Origin of the sequence: Bradyrhizobium sp. CCBAU 53415, from assembly GCF_028128735.1 — a bacterium.
In the GTDB taxonomy this organism is placed as follows: Bacteria; Pseudomonadota; Alphaproteobacteria; order Rhizobiales; family Xanthobacteraceae; genus Bradyrhizobium.
Genome location: NZ_LBJF01000025.1, coordinates 148,455 through 167,085, shown reverse-complemented (window position 1 = coordinate 167,085; position 18,631 = coordinate 148,455). Strand labels below are relative to the sequence as shown.

Genomic DNA, 18,631 nt, shown 5'->3' with positions numbered 1-18,631 from the left:
GCGCAGCGCGCCGCGTGCGCCGCGGCGTGCAACCGCTGCGATCGGCGCCGCCGACCGGATACAATGCAGCATGCACCTCTGTCGCCGGCCGATCGCAGCGGCACAGGGGCGACTCCATGCGGACGGGCGCGCTCATGCGCATGGCGCGTGCTTGAACAGATACGCGTTGGTCCGCTGTAGGAGTTGCGCCAACCGTTCCGCACGCGACCCCAGCGGCGCGACGGCCTCCCCGGCATCGCGCAACAGATCTAGCGCGAACTGGCGTGCTGCCTGCAGTCCCATGATCGACGCGCAGGTCGGCTTCTGCGCCGCCGCGTCCTTGCCGGGGGTCTTGCCCAGCGTCGCGGTATCCGCTGTCACGTCGAGAATGTCGTCGATCACCTGCAACGCCAGGCCGAAACAGGCGCTGTAGTGATCGAGCGCACAGTACAGCGCAGCGTGCGCGGCATCCTCCGCGACAGCGCATAGCGCGCCCATGCGAACGGACGCGCGCACTAGCGCTCCGCTTTTCATCTGGTGCATCGCCACGATCCTGTCCAGCTCGACGTGCTTTCCAACCATCGACAGATCCATGGCCTGCCCGCCTGCGGCACCCTCGGCTGACACTGCCTGCGCCAGTTCGCGCACGAGCGCGATACGGTTGTCGCCCGGCGCATCGAGGCTCGCCAGGGTCAGGAAGGCGTGCGCCTGCAGCGCATCGCCGACCAGGATCGCAGTAGCCTCGCCGAACTTGACGTGCACGGTCGGAAGGCCGCGGCGAAGCACGTCGTCGTCCATCGCGGGCAGATCGTCGTGGACCAGGGTACAGGCGTGCATCATCTCGATGGCGGCGCCGACGTCATCGAGCATGTGCGCCGGCGTGTCGGCCAGTGCGCCGGCAGCCAGACAGAGCAAGGCGCGGGTGCGCTTCCCGCCATGCAAGGTGGCGTAGCGCATCGCCGCCATCAGCTCGGTCTCACTGTCGTGTTCGGAGCAGAGAAGACGCGCCAGCACCTGTTCGACCCGCTTTGCGCCGTCCTGCATCCAGATCTCGGGCAGCAGCCCGCCGGATGCGCCGCGCGCCTGCGCGCCCAATCCGCCGAGCGCGGAATCACTAGTTCTGTCGTCCTGTGGCGTGGAACCGGTCTGCATGTTGTTCATGTCCTTGTCCCCTGACAGGCGAGCCCCCGCGGTGTTGTCAGCGTCGCACCGTGCGCGCGCGCCGAGTGCAGCAATGCCGCGCGTCGCCGGCGCCGCCGCCTCGCCACAGGGGCATGCGATGCGAGCTCATGAGAATCCGATGCGGATAGTCATGGACGGATGTGCGGTCGGGTAATAGCGCCGGCCTTTTTCAACGCCGCTCAGCAACCGCGGCCGCACGCCGGCCTCGTGCATGGTCAGCGCCAAGGCGATACAGAACTGCACCAGTTCCAGCCATGCCAGGTGGTAGCCCATGCAGACGTGTGGGCCGGTACCGAACTGCAGCATGTCCACCGGCCGGATCGGCTCGGTGCGTTGCAGCCACCGCGCCAGCCGAAACTGATCAGGCGCCTCGTGCAGCAGCGCCGAGGTCGAGAAATGCAGCAGCGGGATGCACAGATCGGTGCCCGCGGGGATGCGCCGTTGGCCGAGTCGCAATTCACGCAGTGCGCGACGCACCAAGAGCGGCGTCGCCGGATGCACGCGCAGCGTCTCGCGGAACAGCGCCTCGGCGACCGGACACTGCGCCAGGTCCGCGTGCCGAGTTGGCACCGCGCCCACGCGTTGCGCCTCCTCGACCAGGGCGTCCCACAGCCCAGGCTGCCGCGCCAGCTCGATCACCATCCAGGCCATCGTCGAGGCGGTGGTGTCGTGACCACCAAGCAGTAGCAAGCGGATATTGGCGACCAGGACGTCGTCGGAAAGCGCATCGTCGCTGCGATCGAAGGCGCTCACCATGTCGTTGATCAACCCGGTGCGCGAGGCATGTTCGCGCGCGGCGCGGACGAACTCGCGCAACCGCGCATCGATCCAGTCGCGGGCGGCGCGGCCGCGCCGCAAGGGCAGTCCGGGCAGGTCGACCGGGGGCGCGACGATCAACTGCAGCAGTTGCCGGTACTTGCGATGCCATCCCGGCAGGTCCTGCGCCGGGATTCCCATGAGACTGAAGATGAGCTTGAGCATCAGATCGCCGGTTTCGCGCAGGATGGTTACGTCGCCGCGGTCGCGCCACCTCTGCACGCGCGCCCGGATGACGGGCGCGAACAGCTCGCCGATGCCGGCCTGGGTCAGCCCCTTGGGCAGAAGCGCCGCCTGGATCGCATCACGCGCCTGCCGGTGCGCGATGCCGTCCTGGGCGACCAACGTTCCGCCAAACAATTCGGGCGCGATGTCTTCGATCAGCGCCGAGGACACGTCCTTGTGCCGGAGCAGTGCGAGAGCATCCGGATCCAGACTGGTCATCAGGTGTCCGGCAGGGCCGAAATCCAGCCAGAAGTGGCTGCCCAGCGTCCGTTCCGCGCGCCGCAGCAGGCGGGGCAGGTCGCAGACGACGGCGGGAAGATGCCCGACCAAGGGGAAAGCGCCGGGCACGACCGGGACGTCGTGCCGCAGCCGATGCCGACGGTTCAGCGGGTTGAGCAGGATGTCCATCAGCAGCGCGGCGACGCGTCCGCTTCGGCGGTCTCGCCGGAAGGCCGCGCGGCGCGGCTGTTGCCACCGTCGGCGTACGTCGGCACATGCGCCAGCATGCCGCCGTCGATGCACACGACCTGACCGGTGATGAACGCAGCATCGTCGGAGAGCAGGAACGCCACCAGCGCGGCCACGTCGTCGGGGCGGCCGACGCGCGGCAGGAGCTGGTGCCGGCGCAGATGCCGTTGCGTGCACTCGTCCAGCTTGGCGAGGAGACGATCGGTCATGATGAGACCCGGCGCAACCGCGTTGCAGCGGATCTGCGCATGACCGTACTGGGTGGCGAGCGAGGCGGACAGCATGTTCATCGCCGCCTTCGACGCGGCGTAGGATGTCAGCGCGGTGTCACCGCTGAGCCCCTGGCACGACGACATGTTGACGATCGCGCCACCACCACGGGCGATCATCCGTGGGATGGCCTGCCGGCAGCAGAGCAACGTACCGCGCAGATTGGTCGCCATGGTCTGATCCCAGACCGCCAGGTCCAGATCGAGGATCGCGAGGTCGCGCGGAGTCAGATGCATGGCGCTCGCGTTGTTCACCAGCAGGTCGACCCCACTGAAGTGCCGCTCCGCCGTCTCGAACAGCGCTGCCACCGCCTGCGCATCGGCGATGTCGATGGCCAGAGCCAGCGCGTGGCCCGCCTCGGCCGCGATTTGCGCGGTGCAGGCGATGGCCGCCGAGCCATCAATGTCGGCGACCACCACTCTGCCGCCCTCGCGCGCAATGGCGAGGGCGCATGCCTTGCCGATACCGGCGCCGGCACCGGTCACCACGGCCACCTTGTCTTCAAACCGTCCCATCGGTCCTCCTGGATGGCATTGGTCTCTCGCGGCATGCCGCTCGGCCTCCGCCGGAGAAGGCGCACTCTCGGCGCTGGCGCGCGCGTCATCGCCAGCGTCGCTTTCGATGACCCGAATGGCGGCGACCGGGCACTGGCTCGCCGCGAGCCGCACGGCGGCGTGCAGCGCCGGCGGGACCGTCGCCACGCACACTTCGGCCACGCCGTCCGGTTCGCGCTGGCGAAAGGTGCCCGGCAGCGTCAGCACGCACTGCCCGCTGGTTCCGCACAGATGCTGGTCGACCTCGACGCGCATCTCAGCTCCCCTGCGCATGCAGCCGCACCGGCAGCGCGCGGAATGTCCTAAGGAACGCGGAGGGCTCCCGGGTCGGCTGCTCGGCCAATGCCAGCGTGGGGAAGCGGGCCTGGATCCGCGGCAGGCTCTCGGCCAACTGCACCCGGGCCAGTTGCGCACCGAGGCAGAAGTGGATGCCGTGGCCGAAGCTCAGCATGATCCTCCCGTCGGTCGACATGCCAGGACTGGTGCCGTAGAACCGCGCGGGATCGAAGCGGTCGGGATCGGCGAAGGCGTCGGGGTCGCGATTGCCGGCCGCGATCAGCACGCGCACGTCCGCGTTCTTCGGGATCACCACGCCGCCCAGTTCGATGTCGCGCTGGGCGATACGCGGAATGGAGCTGAACATCGCGGGCGCGTCGCAGCGCAGGACTTCTTCGACGAATGCCTTCACCCCCACGGCGTTTCCCTGCAGCCACTGCCGCTGTTGGGGATACGCCAGCATCGCCAGGACCGCATGGTCGATGGTCGCAGCAGTGGTGGCGAAGCCACCCAGCAGCATGCCCCACAACATGCTGATCAACTCGGCATCCGACAGCGTGTCGGCATCATCGTCGTGTGTGCCGACCAACATCGACACGATGTCGTGGCGGGGATCGGTGCGCTTGCGCTGTATGAGGCCGCCGAAGTAGGCCTTCACTCTGGCACTGGCCGCGTCCGCCGCGGCGAGCTGGGGATCGCTCGCGTGCGGGCTCAGGCCTTCCAGAATGGCGCCGATGCCGGTGGCGAGCCTGAACATGTCATCCTGGGGCATGCCAAACAGTTCGGCGAAGACCAGCATGGGCAAGGCCAGCGCGAATTCCCGATGCAGGTCCACGGCCTCCCCGCGCTCCAGCGCCGGCGCCATGCCGTCCAGGCGCGCGGCGACGATGCGCGCGATGCCCGGCCGCAGGTCGTCGATCTGGCGCATGGTGAAATCGCGCGAGATCAGCCGGCGCAGACGCGTATGCGTCGGTGGGTCCTTCATCGCTAGCGTGGAGGCCAGCAGATTGTGCGACAGGCTGGTCGCCGCATGCGGAAAATAGCGCGCCAGTTCGCCCGGCGCCGGTCCCAGAAAGGCATCGCCGGTGGCCTTGAGCGCCCAGTAAATGTCGGCGTGGCGGCTCAACAGAAAGAGGCCCGACGCCGCGCGATGCACCGGATCGTGCTCGCGCAACCACCTCATGAACGGATACGGGTCGTGAATCCACGCCGGCGACGCCAGTTCGGCGAAGGCGTCCCGGCATGCTGGCGTGGTTTCTTGCACGTCCATCTTCGTTACCTGTCGGCTGATCTGACCGGTGCGCGGCAGGCACGCCGGCAAATCGCGGAGACGATAGCTATCGCAGCGGCGTCCGCACATCACCAGAGCACCGGGAACTCCTCGAACCCGCCAGTGATGATCTCCTTGCGCAACTTCAGTTCTTCGGGCGCCACGGCCAGGCGCAGCGCGGGAAAGCGCTGGAAGATCGAACCGAACACCGCCTTGAGTTCCAGCCGGGCCAGCGCCCCGCCGATGCAGGAGTGCGGCCCGTGGGAGAACGCCAGGTGCGGCTTTTCCCGGCGTCCGATGTCGAAGATTTCCGGGTCGTCGAAATGGCGCGGATCGAACGAGGTTGCCGGCAGGCCGACGAGCACCTTGCTCTCCGCGGGAATATGCACGCCCGCGATGGTCACGTCGGTCCTCGGATAGCGCATGATGCCGTCCCAGCCCGCGCCCGGCGGGTACATGCGCAGGATTTCCTCGACCGCCTTGTCCACGAGGGATGGATCGCCGACCAGGCGTTCGCGCTGTTGCGGATGGCGGAACAGGGCCAGCAGGCCGTATTCGATCTGCGCGACGGTGCTCTCGTGCCCCGCCACCAGCATGCCCGCCGCCAGGCCGATCGCTTCTTCCTCGGTCGCCTTGCCCTGGTCGACCGCCGCGAGCAGATCCGTCAGCAGGTTGTCGCCCGGATCCTGGCGCTTGTCCCACATCTTGCCGCGAATGTAGGCGCGCAGTTCTTCCCAGGCCAGGCGCGACGCGCTGCGCGGGCCGCTTTCATGTTGGTGCGTCATCACCTCGTCGGACAGCCGGGCGAAAAAGGCGTGATCCTCGTAGAGCACACCCATGAGCGCGCTGATGACCATGGCCGGAAGCGGAAAGGAGAGGTGGCGCCGCAAGTCGGCGGGCTGGCGCTGGGCCGCCAGGTTCTCGAACAACTGCGCAGCGATCGCCTCGACACGCGGCGCCAGCAGCTTCACCCTGCGGTTGCTGAAGGCCGGCGCCACGAGCGTGCGTAACCGGACATGCTCGCGCCCCTCGTGCGAGACTAGCCACCCCGGCGAACCGAGAATCACCGAATCCGGGGTGAACGCCGTCGGCGGCATTCCCGCCGGCCGGAATGCCGCCTCGGACAGCGCCTCCTTGGCCTCGTCGTAGCCTGTCACCCACCAGCCTTCCTGCCCGGACGGGAAACGCACGCGGTGGATGGGACCGTTGGCGCGTAGCGCCAACATCTCGGGCGAGGGCTCAATGTGATTGACGCGCCACATCGGCAGCGTCGGCAGGGGTTGTTCGGACACGATGGCACTTCACTCTCTAAGCGATGGAAGGGCGGAAGGTGCCCGCAGTCGCTGCGGGCAGCGCCTTCACGTGCGCTTGCGTTCACTTCTGTTCGTCGATGATGATCGACGGGGAAGGCGGCCGAATCCTAGGGCCTCAAGTTGGCTTTAGCCAATCTACCGAATCTGGTAGTAGCCCCCTAAGCTAAGCGCCTGGTGGCGCAAAAAATGTGCGGAAACTCTGTCGCCATGCGCTACCATACGGAAACCTATTTCCGATGGGTATCCGCCTATGTTGCTTGGCTAAATGCGCGTGTCAGAACACGGACTTTCAGCGCGATGCGCTGCTCGCCGCCGGCGTTGATCCGCGTCAACTGTTCGAGGATCACGCCTCGGGCGCGAAGGATGACCGCACTGGCTTGGCGCGGACGCTCGAATTCGTCCGGCCCGGCGACATGCTGATCGTGTGGAAACTCGACCGGCTCGACCGCTCGCTGTCGCACCTGCTCGCCATCGTGATCTCGCTCAAGGACAATCGGGTGGCGTTCCGCTCGCTGACCGAGAACCTGGACACCACGACGCCCTCGGGCGAATTCCTGCGCTCGCGCAGTATGAGCGCGCTTTGATCCAGGAGCGTGTTGCAAGCCACTTGCGCACGTTGGAGTCGGCACGCGCGCCAAACTCGCGTTCTCGTCGATCAAATACGCGGTCACGGAATCCGGCGCGACGCAATCTCCCCGCCTCGGCTTCGTCATCGAAGGTCGCTAGCTCTGCCAGCGCCCGCTTCAGACTCCGCGGGACATAGGGCACCTCGCTTGGGATGCGCCTGGGCGTATTCGATGACGGCCTCAACCTGATCGCGCGTCAGCGATAGAAAATCGTCGACAATCTCCTCGGCCGATTGCCCACGGGCGAGGGCGGCCACCATGTAGACGGGACTCTTCGTATTTTAATGATGGGTTCGTTGCGATGACCTCCGACTTGTACCCATCGGCGCAGTTCATCGAGACGATAAGACGGCTTTTGAGGTCGGCGTCGACCTTGCCGAGATCAAGAACTAGTTCGCCAAACGCGACTCGGTGCGCGTCGAAGGAGAGCTGCCGGATCGCTTCATACAGGCGACGCGGGGGTGAGATCTAAAGGTCCATGAATGCCTGGCTCAGCCCGCAGGAGAATAGCTACGGAAACACCAACCCAACAGCAGCTCGACGGATTGAAGCGGCTGAGTGAAATCGCCCGCGTCCCAGAAAATCCGAAATCGTCACGTCAAAAGAGGCAAGCGGAGAACCTCTACGGGAGCGACTGAAACTGGCAGTTTTCTAGCATATTGACTTGGGTTTATCTCGACGACCTGCAGCGGAGACCCTTCATGTACATACCATCCCACTTTCGAGATGACGACATCGAAAACATTCGAGCCACAATCCGCTGCCCCGATTGGCCAACCTGATCACAGCGACGTCAGATGGGCCACTTGCGACGCCTCTTCCGCTCTTCCTCGATGAGAGCGAAGGCGAACACGGCACGTTGTACGGGCACCTGGCGAAGGGCAATCCGCAATGGCGCACGGCCCCGATCGGAGAAGCTCTGGCGATCTTTACTGGCGCGGAGGCTTATGTGACGCCATCCTGGTATCCTAGCAAGCGACACGCTGAACATGTGGTGCCGACATGGAACTACATCGCGGTCCACGCCCATGGGTCGATTGAGTTCTTCGAGGATCCCAATCGCCTGCTTGAGATCGTGACGCATCTGACGAATATCCATGAGACGTCACGTGCGACGCCCTGGGCCGTCACCGATGCTCCCGCGGATTTCATCGCCGCCCAGTTGCGCGAAATCGTCGGCGTGCGTATCCCTATCACCATGGTCGAAGGCAAGCGCAAGATGAGCCAAAACCGCCCCGCGCCTGATCGCATTGGTGTCGCCACCGGCCTAGCGGCGAGCAAACTGGCACGGGACCAAGAAGTTGCAGCTCTTATCCTGGTTCAGGACCGAGGCGATAATGTGCATGACTGCCGCCAACAGCGCCGCTCGACAGAGAGCGATCTTACATCTGCAGCTCTCACAGGCTCCAGCGGCATTGGGAGAGATTAACTCGGGTCATCAATTACCTCGCGAAATGACTAACGGAATAGTCAGCTCGGGCTTACTACACTGTGTAGACACTTGTCCGTATTCTGACAGAGGCACGAATCTCGTGCCAGGTCCAGTACACCGCGCATAGTAAGCGGACTTGAAAGCCCATTCGGCGCTGTGGCTTGCCCAGCGCCGCCGGGCATGGCCATCGCTTAAAACAAATCGATCCAGAATTGCTTTTTTTCAAGCAGTTGAGTGATTACAAAAAGAAAAACTGAAGATCTGCCGTTGGCGCGCTCCACGATTCGACATTCGGAGGGTGAGCTCGGCGATCGAGTTCTTTCGTCACTCGGCCCAACCATCGGCTCAGTTCGATGACTCGCGCCAAATAGCACGATTCGTTCGTTCAGTGCCCATTGTCGGACACATGTTCGTCTTTCGCTTGGCACGATGCTTGCTGAAGGTCATTCGCTCCAAGGGGCGAGGAAGAACTGCAAGAGCTTGGAAAAGCAACATGAGCACAATGGCTTTGATCGGTGGCGTCATTCCGAGCACCGATGTTGTGAAACGTGCAGCGCGCATCGGTGCCGAGGTCAAAAATATCAAGCTATCAGGAGATCTACCGGACCACGCGATCGCTGCGATCAACAGCTTATTGCTCGAGCACAAGGTAATCTTCTTCCGCAATCAAGGACATCTCAATGACGCCGAGCAGGAGCGCTTTGCCGCTCGTCTCGGAACGCTAGTGCCACATCCGATGCTCGGTGCTACCAAGGGGATGGCGTCGCTCCTCGAACTGGACTCCACTCGCGGCGGCGGTCGCGCCGACGTTTGGCATGCGGACGGGACCTTCGCCGACGCCTATCCGAAGATTTTGGTCCTGCGGGCCGTTGTAATGCCAACTTTCGGAGGCGACACCGTGTGGTCGAACACAGCTGCCGCTTATCTTGATTTGCCGCCGCCGCTACAACGGCTTGCCGAGGGCCTATGGGCCGTCCACAGCAACGTTTTTGATTACGCCGGGATCGCGCGTGTCCGCGAGGTCGACAAGAAACACTTTGACGAGGTGTTCACCAGAATGGTTTTTGAGACCGAGCATCCCGTCGTACGCGTCCACCCCGAAACAGGCGAGCGGACGCTAGTGCTCGGCGCCTTGGTGAAGCACTTCGTTGGGGTCCCCAAATACGACGGACAAAAGCTGTTCGATCTGCTCCAGTCTCACATCACCGCGCCCGAAAACACTGTGCGCTGGAACTGGTTAGAAGGCGATATTGCGATATGGGATAACCGCGCAACGCAGCATTACGCGGTCAATGATTACGGGGACCAGCATCGCGTCGTACGTCGGGCCACGATCGAGGGTGACGTGCCTGTCAGCGTCGATGGCCGGAGCAGTGTAACGCGCCTGAAGGTGACCGAATAACTGCACGTCGACGCCCAACGCTCTCGCGTCTGAAAGCCGATAAAACCGGTAATCGGAGTTGTTTCGGGCAGACGCGGGAACACGCTTTCCGACACGATATCTCAGCTCCTGCGCCAACTCGGCAGCGCTTAGATTGATGCACGCTATTTAGCGTCGACCAACAGCTTCGAGGAAGCCTTGAGCATCACTGTCCTTCGCCAGCGGCCGGTACGTGGCCTTCACGTTTCAGTTTAGAAAAACCTCGATCCGTGGCCATAAAGCGCGCCAACATGGGGGCGATGAGTTTAGTCGGATCGACCACTTGACCACCCTGACGCGTAAGCGCTTCTGCATATGCAATGAGATCACGATGCACGGCCGCAGGCAGCTCCGTACTCACTTTGACGGGCTTGTCGTCTGGAAGCTCGCCTATTTTGAGTTTTGGCATGTTGTCACCCTCTATACGGCGTAAGTATGAGGTCATGATTGACAAGAACACGAACCGGGAAGCCAGGTCGCACGGTCAGAGTAGGCTGGATGCTGAGACTGCGGCGAACGACCTGCTGCCCGGTCTGATTTAGTGAGTCCGAGGCGCCGTGTCGCATTGCCTGGATGATTGCACTGTCGTTGCTGTTGGTGTCCGAGCCGGCCCCCAGTTCGGTCCCGATCGCCAGAAACGTCGATAGTGCCGCGGCCTTGAGCAACTCGCCCCAGTGATTGTCGACCTGATCTTCGAGACCTGCATACCCGGCAGCGTCAGCGCCAGGCTGCCGCTCGAGAACGATAGAACGTCCATTCGGCATGATCAGCCGTGTCCAGACGAGCAGGACGCGAGACTGGCCGAAAGTGACCTGGCTATCGTAGATGCCGATCAGACGCGCCCCCTGAGGGACAAGCAGAAAGCGGCCGGTCGGGGTGTCATATACGCTCTCGGTCACTTGGGCCGTAATTTGGCCTGGCAGGTCCGACCTGATGCCCGTGATCAAGGCTCCCGGAATGATCGTCCCAGCCTGCACAATATATGGTGAAGCCGGCCTGGTGACACGGTCAGGGCTGACCGTGCGACGGTCTACCGAGGCGCTCACGAAAGCAAGCTTTCGGTCCTGAGCGTTCCGCGCAGATCCGTCTTCGCCAGTGCTCGTTGCGTTCGGTGGCACGACGCGGTCGCTCCCAGCAGCCGCAGCGTCGGCCGGTCGCACTTCTCGCCCATTGGTCGCAGCGAACAAACGGCTGATGCGAGCGGCCTCGGTCTCTTGATCCTGGCGCTGCTGTTCCAAATTACCGCCGATGGTCGGCGACTGTCCTTGGGCAGCAAGGATTGGTCGGCCAAGGTCACCAGGGAGCTGCGGGCCAAGCTGCGGGGTTGGTTGGTGCGGAAAGCCAGCGTAGTCCTTTGGCAGAGCCGTAATGCCATCGGCGACATTGCGATGGTCAGTACTGTAGAGCTCATCGGCCGGCTGGCTTCGGGGACGATTGTTCTGCAGCGACCACAGGACCGCTCCACCGACCACAAGCAAGGCAGCCGCGCTCCCTGCCGCCAGGACTTTTCGGGACAACCGTGTCACGCGCGGATGCTCTGCTCTCAGGCGGAAGCTTTTGGACTGTTCCTCTTGTGTCTCCGGCGGAGCCGGTAGCTCCTGATCGTTTCCATTCTGAGTGTTCATGACGACGGCCTCCCGTCAGTCCTGACAATCCTGACCTTCTGCTGGTGCTCACCACCGAGCCGCAGTTCGGCGGCTGCGAACAGCCGATCAACAATCAACACGTTACCGTAGGCACGATAGTTGACGAGTTCGGTCTTGCCGTCGGGGCTGATGACAAAGAGCGGTGGCATCTCACCTTGCACGATGCCTTGCGGGAATTCGACATAGACCTTGCGGCCATCGTCATATACGGCGAGCGGCCGCCAGGGAGGAATGTCCCCTTCGATGGCATAGCGAGAGATACGCTGCGCGGGATCCGGAAGAACGGGTTTCAGAGCGAGGGAGCGCGACCGCTCGCGGACTGTTTCCGGATAGTACCAGGCAACTGATGGCATGTATGGTCGCTCGCGGGAGCGGAGCTCAATCAGGTAGGTGCGCCGATCGGTATTGACGACCAGATTGGTCTCGATCGATGCGCGGGTCGGCTTGACCAGGATATGGACGCGTCGCGTGTCGCCGCTCCCGCTCTCGGTATCCCCAACGACCCAGCGTACGGTGTCTCCGGCCGCGATGGGCCCTGATCCCGTCAACTGCTCTCCCTCCTCGAGCGCGATATCCGTGATCTGCCCCGGTGCGGCGTAAATCTGATAGAGCGCTCCGGGACTGTAGGCGTAGATTTGGGCTGCATTGAAATATCCCCGCTTGCGCGGCTCGACACGGGCGGCGCTGTTGGCGGTCTCAACCCGGTTCACGGGCTCGGGCTCTTCCTTCCCGGCCGACTTGCCGCCGAGAGCGGGCTTCCAGAGTGGCGGAACGTGAAGCGGCCGAGACCTGTCCTCCAGAGGCGATGGAGGCGCCGGAAGTGGCGGAACTTCCGCGTCATAGCTGATCTCCGGCGGTATGTAGGTCGCGCACCCACCGAGCGCCGACAAGCCAAGTAATAGCGCGGACAGAAATGTTCGCTTCCCGGCCAGGATCTCGAACAAAGTCGAACTGAACCTGCTGAGCGAGATGGAACGCTTCGAATGAACGTCAGACGGCGTCTTGGTCACTGACTCAACTCCTTCGACCAGTTGATGGCGTGGACGTAGACGCCAAGGGGATTCTTGCGCAGGCGCACAGCGTCGCGCGGGGTCTCGATTACGATGGTGAGAATCGCGGTCCAGCGCTCGGTCGAGCTCAATGAGCCGTTATCGTAATTGCGTTCGGTCCATGCGACCCGAAAGCTCTCTGAAGACGCGCGAATGACGCTCGATACCTCGACGGAGATTTGCGCCTTACCCAGCTTGGCAAAGGGGTCATTGTTGCGCGCATGATCGTTGAGCGCCGCCGCGCCGCGATCGGTCGTAAAATCGTAGGCGCGGAGCCAATTCTGGCGCAGGACGATGCCGTCCGCGGGTAGGCTTCTGACATCCTCAATGAAGCGCGCCAGATGGTAGGCGATCTGGGCATCAGTGGGTTGATAGTCGATGTTGGCTGGCGCGATCCTTTGGGCCTGGCCAAGATGGTCGACCTCGACCACCCAGGGTGTCACCGAGCCCTGGCTCGATTGCCAGACAAGGCCGCCTGCGAGACCGGCTGACAGCATCAGGCAGCCAAAGGCCATCAGTCGCCAGTTTTTGGCTTGCACGCGAGCTGATCCAATGCGTTCGTCCCAAACCTGCGCTGCTTTCTGATACGGCGTAACCGGCTCGGGCATGCGCCCGTAGTGTACGGAAGGTCGTTTGAACATTCGATAGTTGCCCCTGAGATTAAGTGATCGGCTTCGAGTCGTGCTGTCTACGAGTTTGAGGCGCTGCTGCCTTGCCGTGGCGCAAGTGCAGTGGTGCGCGTCAGCGCCCTCCTTCGGACAAATCGACGGAGGAGCCGCTGCCACCGTGATCGCCTGAGCGAACCGCTTGGCCGGCTACTGAAGCACCATGCCGAATGGTCTGGGCGCGCTTCATGCGGCGCGCCCAATCGGGCTGCCCTTGGGTCCGGGTGCTCGCGCTCTGCGCGCTGGCTTCCCCACCTCCGCCGAGGGCAGCCGCTGCGCGACGTAACGGGCTCATGGCAGCCGAGCTGCCCGCCTGCGCAACGCCAGCAAGGCCACCACTCCGATAAGCGGCCGCCGCTCCGCTCATGAGAGCGCCGCCACCGCGCGCGGCACTTGCAATCGCACCACCAGCGAGACCGGCACCGCCAGCGGCAAGGCCCGCGCCCGCCGCAACAATGCCGCCGCCAGCAAGACCTGCCCCGATCGCGGCACCGGCGCCGAGCTGGGGTCCGCCGGAGACAAGCCCGTTTGCGATTCCGGGACCAAAGATACCGAGGCCCAGCAGGGAGAGCGCAGCAAGGACCAGCGTCATCGCGTCTTCGATGGTCGGCTGAGCGCCGCCGAAGCCGGCGGTGAACTGCGAGAACAAGGTCGATCCAATGCCAATGATAACGGCCAAGACCAGAACCTTGATCCCTGAAGATATGACGTTGCCCAAGACCCTCTCTGCCGCGAATGCGGTCTTGCCGAACAGGCCAAACGGAATGAGCACGAAGCCGGCCAGCGTCGTAAGCTTGAACTCAATCAGGGTGACGAAGAGCTGTATCGCCAGAATGAAAAAGGCAAGCAGCACCACGAGCCATGCGAACAAGAGAACGACGATCTGGACGAAATTCTCGAAGAAACTGATGTAGCCCATCAGGTTGGAGATCGAATCGAGCAGCGGCCGGCCGGCGTCGAGTCCGACTTGGGCGATCTTTCCCGGTCGCAGGAAATCCGACGCAGATAGGCTTGCGCCGGATGCCTTCAGCCCAAGGCCGGCCAAGCTCTCGAAGACGATGCGCGCCAGGCTGTTCCAGTTCCCGATGAGGTAGGCAAAGACGCCGACGAAGAGCGTTTTCTTGACGAGGCGCGCGATGATGTCCTCGTCCGTTCCCCAACTCCAGAACAGCGCGGCGAGCGTAATGTCGATCGCGGCAAGGGTCGTTGCGAGATATCCGACATCGCTGCCCAGCAGCCCGAAGCCGTTGTCGATATAACGCGTGAACGTTTCCAGGAACTGGTCAATGATCCCCGTACCAGTCATGGCTTGCTCGCCTCAGGTGTCACCAGGTTCGGATATCCCTGCGGGATCCGGCTTTGATCCTTGGGGGCAGGTATCGAACTGGCGGAGTCAGCATGGCCGGGAGCTACTTCGCCATCTTTCTTGCCAAAGAAGTGACGCCGGTTTTCAGCCCAAACTTGCTTGCAATGCTGATAACCCGCTGCTTCCTCCGCAGTGGCGCTGCGGCAGCGCACGAGGTCAGAACTGATTGCATCGGTCCTCTGCTCGGCCTTCAGGGCCGACCGAGACTCGAAGCGGCCACGCAGCTGAATCGTGCAGGCAGCGACGGCCACTAGGCCGATTGTCGTGAGCAGCGACAGCGCCTTGAATGCCTTTACGTCGGTCATCAGTGGAACATCTGCACATTGGAGGATTGATAGCCCTGCCCTGGTGTCAGGAAGCGCCGAAGCTGTTCTCGCCCCTGATCCTGAGCTGAGGCGCGCTGAGCCGCTTCGAGGCTCTGCGCCCTGCCCTGCGCCGCCGCGACCGCCGTGAGATCTGCAAGTTGTTGCGCTTGAAGCGCCAGGATCTGGTTGCCGGCCTGAGTTGCTTGCAGAGCGCCGCTTGCGCCTTGGCTAGACGTTACGAGCGCGGACGTCTGGACGCGATTGGTGTCGAGGTTGCCAACGATGCCGGCCTGGACGCGAAGAGCGTCTTGCGTTGCGGCATAGGAATTCTGCCAACGCGACTGAGCGTTGGAGATCAGTAACTGGTTCGATTGGCTGCTGGTCGCTGGCGCGTAGCTGGTCGAGAAGGCGCCGTCGATCTGCTGCACGTCGTAGGCGATGCGCTGGGCCTGGGCCAGCAATTGCTGGGTCCGCTGGATCGAGGATTGCAGTTGCTGCAGCGACGAATACGGCAGGTTTGCCAGGTTCTTTGCCTGATTGATCAGCATCTGCGCCTCGTTTTGCAGCGAGGTGATCTGATTGTTGATCTGCTGAAGCTCCCGTGCAGCCGTCAGGACGTTCTGAACGTAGTTGTTGGGATCAAAGACGATCCACTGCGCTCGCGCGGGCGCCGTGGCGCCAAGCGTGAGGGCGATGGTGCTAGCAGCCATCGATAGGCCAAGACGCCTCATTGCGACTTCTCCAAATTGACGAGATGGGGGATCAGATCCGTCGCCCATGCGACGCCACGGTGCTCGAGCCAGGACGGCACGAAGCCGTCAGGTCCATGCTCGGCCAGGAGCTGCGTGATGGTCGCTTGGTCTTTCTTTGAAGAGGCGGCGGTGAAGGCGAGTGCCACCTCGCCAAGTCCAAGCTCGAACATCCGGTTGCCGCGACGGGACTGGCAGTAGTAGTCGCGCTTCGGCGTTGCCCGGCTCAGAAGCTCGATCTGGCGGTCATTGAGGCCGAAGCGGCGATAGATCGCTGTGATTTGCGGCTCGATCGCCCGCTCGTTCGGCAGCAATAGCCGCGTTGGGCAGCTTTCGATGATCGCCGGCGCGATCGCGGAGCCATCAATGTCCGAAAGTGATTGGGTGGCAAATATGACGGACGCGTTCTTCTTCCGAAGTGTCTTCAGCCATTCGCGGAGTTGACCTGCGAAATGCTCGTCATCGAGGGCAAGCCACCCTTCATCGACAATAAGCAGAGTCGGCCGACCGTCGAGGCGGTCCCCGATTCGATGAAACAGGTACGCCAGCACTGCTGGGGCAGCGCTCGTTCCGATCAGACCTTCGGTCTCAAACGCCTGGACCGAGGCTTCGCCGAGGCGCTCGAATTCGGCATCGAGCAGGCGGCCGGAGGGGCCGCCGAGGCAATAGGGCTGCAGGGCCCTTTTCAGAGAATTGGATTGCAGCAAGACCGAGAGGCCCGTGAGGGTGCGTTCCCCCCTCGGGGCCGAGGCGAGAGACGTCAGCGCTGACCACAAATGATCCTTGACCTCCGGGGTGATCTCGACCTTTTCCCGTGCCAGGATCGCGCAGATCCATTCCGTGGCCCATCCGCGCTCGGAAGCATCATCGATCCAGGCCAGCGGCTGCAGCGCAACGGAGTTTTCGCTTCCGTCGGACAGAGCGCCGCCGAGATCATGCCAGTCGCCGCCCATAGCGAGCGCGGCCGCCCGGATTGAACCACCGAAATCGAACGCAAAGGCCTGAGAGTTCGGGTAACGGCGGAATTGCAGTGCCATCAGAGAGAGCAGTACCGACTTGCCGGCACCTGTCGGCCCTACCACGAGCGTGTGGCCGACGTCGCCGACGTGGAGGGAGAACCGGAATGGGGTCGATCCCTCGGTCTTCCCAAACAGGAGTGGCGGACCCTTGAAGTGCAAATCCCTCACCTCGCCGGCCCACACAGCCGACATCGGAATCATATGGGCGAGGTTGAGTGTCGATACGGGTGGCTGCCGCACATTCGCATAGACATGTCCCGGCAGACTGCCGAGCCAGGCTTCGACGGCGTTCACCGTCTCGACCATGCAGGTGAAATCGCGACCCTGAATGACCTTCTCGACCAACCGCAGCTTTTCGTCGGCCGCATTGGGATCGCGATCCCAGACGGTAATGGTTGCCGTGACAAAGGCTTGTCCGATCTGATCCGACCCCAGTTCCTGCAACGCCGCGTCGGCATCAAGCGCCTTGTTGAGAGCGTCGGTATCGAGCAGCGTCGAGGCCTCGTTTGTCATGACCTCCTTGAGGATGGCGCCGATAGACTTTCGCTTGGCGAACCACTGGCGGCGGATCTTGGTCAACAGCTTGGTCGCGTCGGTCTTGTCGAGCATGATCGCCCGGGTTGACCAGCGATACGAAAACGGCAGGCGATTCAGGTCATCCAGAATTCCCGGGGTCGTCGCCCCAGGAAAGCCCACGATCGTCAGCACCCGCACATTGGCCGAACCCAGCATCGGTTCGAGCCCGCCGGTCAGCGGCTGGTCGGCCAACAGCGCGTCGATGTACATCGGAATTTCTGGCACCCGAACGCGATGACGCTTGGTTGAGATCGTCGAGTGCAGGTAGGTCAGCGTGTCCTGATCATTGAGCCAGATGCATTCCGGCATGAACTCGTCGACGAGTTGAAGCACGCGGTTTGTTTGGTCGATAAACCCCCGGAGGATCTCGCGCGCGTCGGCTCCGACGGTGCGGTCGCGCCCCTCGTAAAGCAGTTGCTCTGCCCTGGCAGCCCCTTCCTCTGGAGGCAGATAGAGGAAGGTCAGGAAGTAGCTGGACTCATAGTGGGCACCAGCCTCTTCGAACTGAGCCCTGCGTTCCGCGTCAACCAGCGCAGACGCGACATCCGGAAAGGAGTTAAACGGGTAGGTCCCCGCAAAATGACGCTGCGCCTCGACGAATACGGCCCAGCCTGATCCCAGGCGACGCAAGGCGTTATTCAGGCGACCGGCGACGCCGACAAGTTCGGCCGGTACTGCACTGTCGAGGTCGGGTCCGCGGAACTTTGCTGTCCGCTGGAACGAGCCGTCCTTATTGAGGATGATTCCCTCGTCGACGAGGGCTGCCCAAGGCAGAAAGTCGGCAAGACGGGCGTCGAAATGGCGATATTCGGCAAGGTTCATCATGACCGAAACCTCAGACGTTGAGATGGCTGGGAATGCGCAAATGTCGGCGCACGACATCGACAAAGGCAGGATCGCGCTTGGCGGCCCAGACGGCGGCCATGTGGCCGATGAACCAGAGGACAAGACCTGCGATCCAGAGCCGAAGTCCGAGCCCCAGGGCTGCCGCCAACGTGCCGTTGACGATCGCGACCGACCGCGGCGCGCCTCCCATCAGGATCGGCTCGGTGAGCGCGCGGTGAACGGGCACGACAAAGCCTGTGACCCGTTCATCCATTAGATCACCACGCCGCCGCCGAAGGAGAAGAACGACAGGAAGAAACTCGAGGCGGCAAACGCGATCGACAAACCGAACACGATCTGAATCAGCCTGCGGAAGCCGCCTGACGAATCCCCGAACGCGAGCGTGAGCCCGGTCACCACGATGATGATGACGGCGATGATCTTGGCAACCGGTCCTTCGACCGACTGCAGGATCTGGTTGAGTGGTTGCTCCCACGGCATATTCGAGCCAGCAGCCCATCCTGGCGCTGACGCCAAAAGAACCGTGCCGGACGCGGCCAGCGATGTGGCTTGCCGAGGGAAGCGAAATTGCGGGCGCAT

The 18,631-nt window shown here is 63.1% G+C and carries 18 protein-coding genes and 2 pseudogenes; 3 read left to right on the top strand and 17 right to left on the bottom strand.

Features of this window, described 5'->3' with window-relative positions; translation table 11 throughout:
• Positions 1 to 132: 132 nt before the first annotated feature.
• From XH87_RS21815 to XH87_RS21795, 6 genes and pseudogenes are all read right to left on the bottom strand, one after another.
• Positions 133 to 1,131 carry a polyprenyl synthetase family protein gene (locus XH87_RS21815; RefSeq protein WP_271589155.1) on the bottom strand — a complete coding sequence of 333 codons (999 nt, stop codon included), beginning with the start codon at positions 1,129 to 1,131 and terminating at the stop codon, positions 133 to 135.
• Between the two features lie 135 nt (positions 1,132 to 1,266).
• Positions 1,267 to 2,610: a cytochrome P450 gene (locus tag XH87_RS21810; RefSeq protein WP_271588834.1), complete on the bottom strand. Its 1,344-nt coding sequence runs from the start codon at positions 2,608 to 2,610 to the stop codon at positions 1,267 to 1,269.
• Positions 2,610 to 3,455 (bottom strand): SDR family oxidoreductase, encoded by an 846-nt coding sequence (locus XH87_RS21805; RefSeq protein ID WP_333909192.1) that lies wholly within the window; start codon positions 3,453 to 3,455, stop codon positions 2,610 to 2,612. The genes XH87_RS21810 and XH87_RS21805 overlap by 1 nt, the downstream gene beginning before the upstream one ends.
• Positions 3,456 to 3,461: 6 nt before the next feature.
• Positions 3,462 to 3,749: pseudogene (locus XH87_RS36635) on the bottom strand (ferredoxin); the annotation flags it as partial.
• 1 nt (position 3,750) lies between these two features.
• Positions 3,751 to 5,040, bottom strand: coding sequence for a cytochrome P450 (locus tag XH87_RS21800; RefSeq protein ID WP_271588832.1), 1,290 nt, complete (start codon positions 5,038 to 5,040; stop codon positions 3,751 to 3,753).
• 89 nt (positions 5,041 to 5,129) lie between these two features.
• Positions 5,130 to 6,332: a cytochrome P450 gene (locus tag XH87_RS21795; RefSeq protein WP_271588831.1), complete on the bottom strand. Its 1,203-nt coding sequence runs from the start codon at positions 6,330 to 6,332 to the stop codon at positions 5,130 to 5,132.
• 278 nt (positions 6,333 to 6,610) lie between these two features.
• Here XH87_RS21795 and XH87_RS21790 point away from each other — a divergent pair, with 278 nt between their 5' ends.
• Positions 6,611 to 6,937, top strand: coding sequence for a recombinase family protein (locus tag XH87_RS21790; protein WP_271588830.1), 327 nt, complete (start codon positions 6,611 to 6,613; stop codon positions 6,935 to 6,937).
• 125 nt (positions 6,938 to 7,062) lie between these two features.
• Here the strand turns inward: XH87_RS21790 and XH87_RS21785 are convergent, their stop codons facing one another.
• Positions 7,063 to 7,239, bottom strand: a complete 177-nt coding sequence (locus tag XH87_RS21785) for a DUF433 domain-containing protein (RefSeq protein ID WP_271588829.1) — start codon at positions 7,237 to 7,239, stop codon at positions 7,063 to 7,065.
• Positions 7,240 to 7,680: 441 nt separating this feature from the next.
• On the opposite strand from XH87_RS21785, the pseudogene XH87_RS21780 reads away from it, so the two are divergent.
• Positions 7,681 to 8,303, top strand: a pseudogene (locus tag XH87_RS21780) (FMN-binding negative transcriptional regulator); the annotation flags it as partial.
• 601 nt (positions 8,304 to 8,904) lie between these two features.
• The gene (locus XH87_RS21775) at positions 8,905 to 9,813 is read left to right on the top strand and encodes a TauD/TfdA dioxygenase family protein (protein ID WP_271588828.1); all 909 of its coding nucleotides are present in this window, start codon (positions 8,905 to 8,907) and stop codon (positions 9,811 to 9,813) included.
• 184 nt (positions 9,814 to 9,997) lie between these two features.
• Here XH87_RS21775 and XH87_RS21770 read toward each other — a convergent pair whose 3' ends face one another.
• From XH87_RS21770 to XH87_RS21725, 10 genes are all read right to left on the bottom strand, one after another.
• Positions 9,998 to 10,240 carry a DUF2274 domain-containing protein gene (locus XH87_RS21770; protein WP_128931751.1) on the bottom strand — a complete coding sequence of 81 codons (243 nt, stop codon included), beginning with the start codon at positions 10,238 to 10,240 and terminating at the stop codon, positions 9,998 to 10,000.
• Positions 10,241 to 10,244: 4 nt separating this feature from the next.
• Positions 10,245 to 11,456, bottom strand: coding sequence for a TrbI/VirB10 family protein (locus tag XH87_RS21765; protein WP_271588827.1), 1,212 nt, complete (start codon positions 11,454 to 11,456; stop codon positions 10,245 to 10,247).
• Positions 11,453 to 12,487 (bottom strand): P-type conjugative transfer protein TrbG, encoded by a 1,035-nt coding sequence (gene trbG / locus XH87_RS21760; RefSeq protein ID WP_271588826.1) that lies wholly within the window; start codon positions 12,485 to 12,487, stop codon positions 11,453 to 11,455. The genes XH87_RS21765 and trbG overlap by 4 nt, the downstream gene beginning before the upstream one ends.
• Positions 12,484 to 13,167, bottom strand: a complete 684-nt coding sequence (trbF, locus tag XH87_RS21755; protein WP_271588825.1) for a conjugal transfer protein TrbF — start codon at positions 13,165 to 13,167, stop codon at positions 12,484 to 12,486. The genes trbG and trbF overlap by 4 nt, the downstream gene beginning before the upstream one ends.
• 100 nt (positions 13,168 to 13,267) lie before the next feature.
• On the bottom strand, positions 13,268 to 14,497 hold the full coding sequence (gene trbL, locus XH87_RS21750; protein WP_271588824.1) for a P-type conjugative transfer protein TrbL: 1,230 nt from the start codon (positions 14,495 to 14,497) through the stop codon (positions 13,268 to 13,270).
• On the bottom strand, positions 14,494 to 14,862 hold the full coding sequence (gene trbK-alt, locus XH87_RS21745; RefSeq protein WP_271588823.1) for a putative entry exclusion protein TrbK-alt: 369 nt from the start codon (positions 14,860 to 14,862) through the stop codon (positions 14,494 to 14,496). The genes trbL and trbK-alt overlap by 4 nt, the downstream gene beginning before the upstream one ends.
• Positions 14,862 to 15,593, bottom strand: coding sequence for a P-type conjugative transfer protein TrbJ (gene trbJ, locus XH87_RS21740; protein WP_271588822.1), 732 nt, complete (start codon positions 15,591 to 15,593; stop codon positions 14,862 to 14,864). Before trbJ ends, trbK-alt begins: the two co-directional genes overlap by 1 nt.
• Positions 15,590 to 18,031, bottom strand: coding sequence for a conjugal transfer protein TrbE (gene trbE, locus XH87_RS21735; protein ID WP_271588821.1), 2,442 nt, complete (start codon positions 18,029 to 18,031; stop codon positions 15,590 to 15,592). Before trbE ends, trbJ begins: the two co-directional genes overlap by 4 nt.
• A 10-nt stretch (positions 18,032 to 18,041) precedes the next feature.
• Complete coding sequence (locus tag XH87_RS21730) at positions 18,042 to 18,305, bottom strand: VirB3 family type IV secretion system protein (protein ID WP_271588820.1); 264 nt, start codon at positions 18,303 to 18,305, stop codon at positions 18,042 to 18,044.
• Positions 18,305 to 18,631: a TrbC/VirB2 family protein gene (locus tag XH87_RS21725; RefSeq protein ID WP_271588819.1), complete on the bottom strand. Its 327-nt coding sequence runs from the start codon at positions 18,629 to 18,631 to the stop codon at positions 18,305 to 18,307. The genes XH87_RS21730 and XH87_RS21725 overlap by 1 nt, the downstream gene beginning before the upstream one ends.

What these genes read in the sequence shown, in the direction of transcription:
- trbJ (WP_271588822.1), bottom strand. Translation starts at nt 15,593, where the DNA reads ATGAGGCGTCTTGGCCTATCGATGGCTGCTAGCACCATCGCCCTCACG.
- XH87_RS21800 (WP_271588832.1), bottom strand. Translation starts at nt 5,040, where the DNA reads ATGGACGTGCAAGAAACCACGCCAGCATGCCGGGACGCCTTCGCCGAA.
- trbF (WP_271588825.1), bottom strand. Translation starts at nt 13,167, where the DNA reads ATGTTCAAACGACCTTCCGTACACTACGGGCGCATGCCCGAGCCGGTT.
- XH87_RS21810 (WP_271588834.1), bottom strand. Translation starts at nt 2,610, where the DNA reads ATGGACATCCTGCTCAACCCGCTGAACCGTCGGCATCGGCTGCGGCAC.
- XH87_RS21770 (WP_128931751.1), bottom strand. Translation starts at nt 10,240, where the DNA reads ATGCCAAAACTCAAAATAGGCGAGCTTCCAGACGACAAGCCCGTCAAA.
- trbK-alt (WP_271588823.1), bottom strand. Translation starts at nt 14,862, where the DNA reads ATGACCGACGTAAAGGCATTCAAGGCGCTGTCGCTGCTCACGACAATC.
- XH87_RS21775 (WP_271588828.1), top strand. Translation starts at nt 8,905, where the DNA reads ATGAGCACAATGGCTTTGATCGGTGGCGTCATTCCGAGCACCGATGTT.
- trbE (WP_271588821.1), bottom strand. Translation starts at nt 18,031, where the DNA reads ATGATGAACCTTGCCGAATATCGCCATTTCGACGCCCGTCTTGCCGAC.
- trbL (WP_271588824.1), bottom strand. Translation starts at nt 14,497, where the DNA reads ATGACTGGTACGGGGATCATTGACCAGTTCCTGGAAACGTTCACGCGT.
- XH87_RS21725 (WP_271588819.1), bottom strand. Translation starts at nt 18,631, where the DNA reads ATGCGCCCGCAATTTCGCTTCCCTCGGCAAGCCACATCGCTGGCCGCG.
- XH87_RS21730 (WP_271588820.1), bottom strand. Translation starts at nt 18,305, where the DNA reads ATGGATGAACGGGTCACAGGCTTTGTCGTGCCCGTTCACCGCGCGCTC.
- XH87_RS21815 (WP_271589155.1), bottom strand. Translation starts at nt 1,131, where the DNA reads ATGCAGACCGGTTCCACGCCACAGGACGACAGAACTAGTGATTCCGCG.
- XH87_RS21785 (WP_271588829.1), bottom strand. Translation starts at nt 7,239, where the DNA reads ATGGTGGCCGCCCTCGCCCGTGGGCAATCGGCCGAGGAGATTGTCGAC.
- XH87_RS21805 (WP_333909192.1), bottom strand. Translation starts at nt 3,455, where the DNA reads ATGGGACGGTTTGAAGACAAGGTGGCCGTGGTGACCGGTGCCGGCGCC.
- XH87_RS21765 (WP_271588827.1), bottom strand. Translation starts at nt 11,456, where the DNA reads ATGAACACTCAGAATGGAAACGATCAGGAGCTACCGGCTCCGCCGGAG.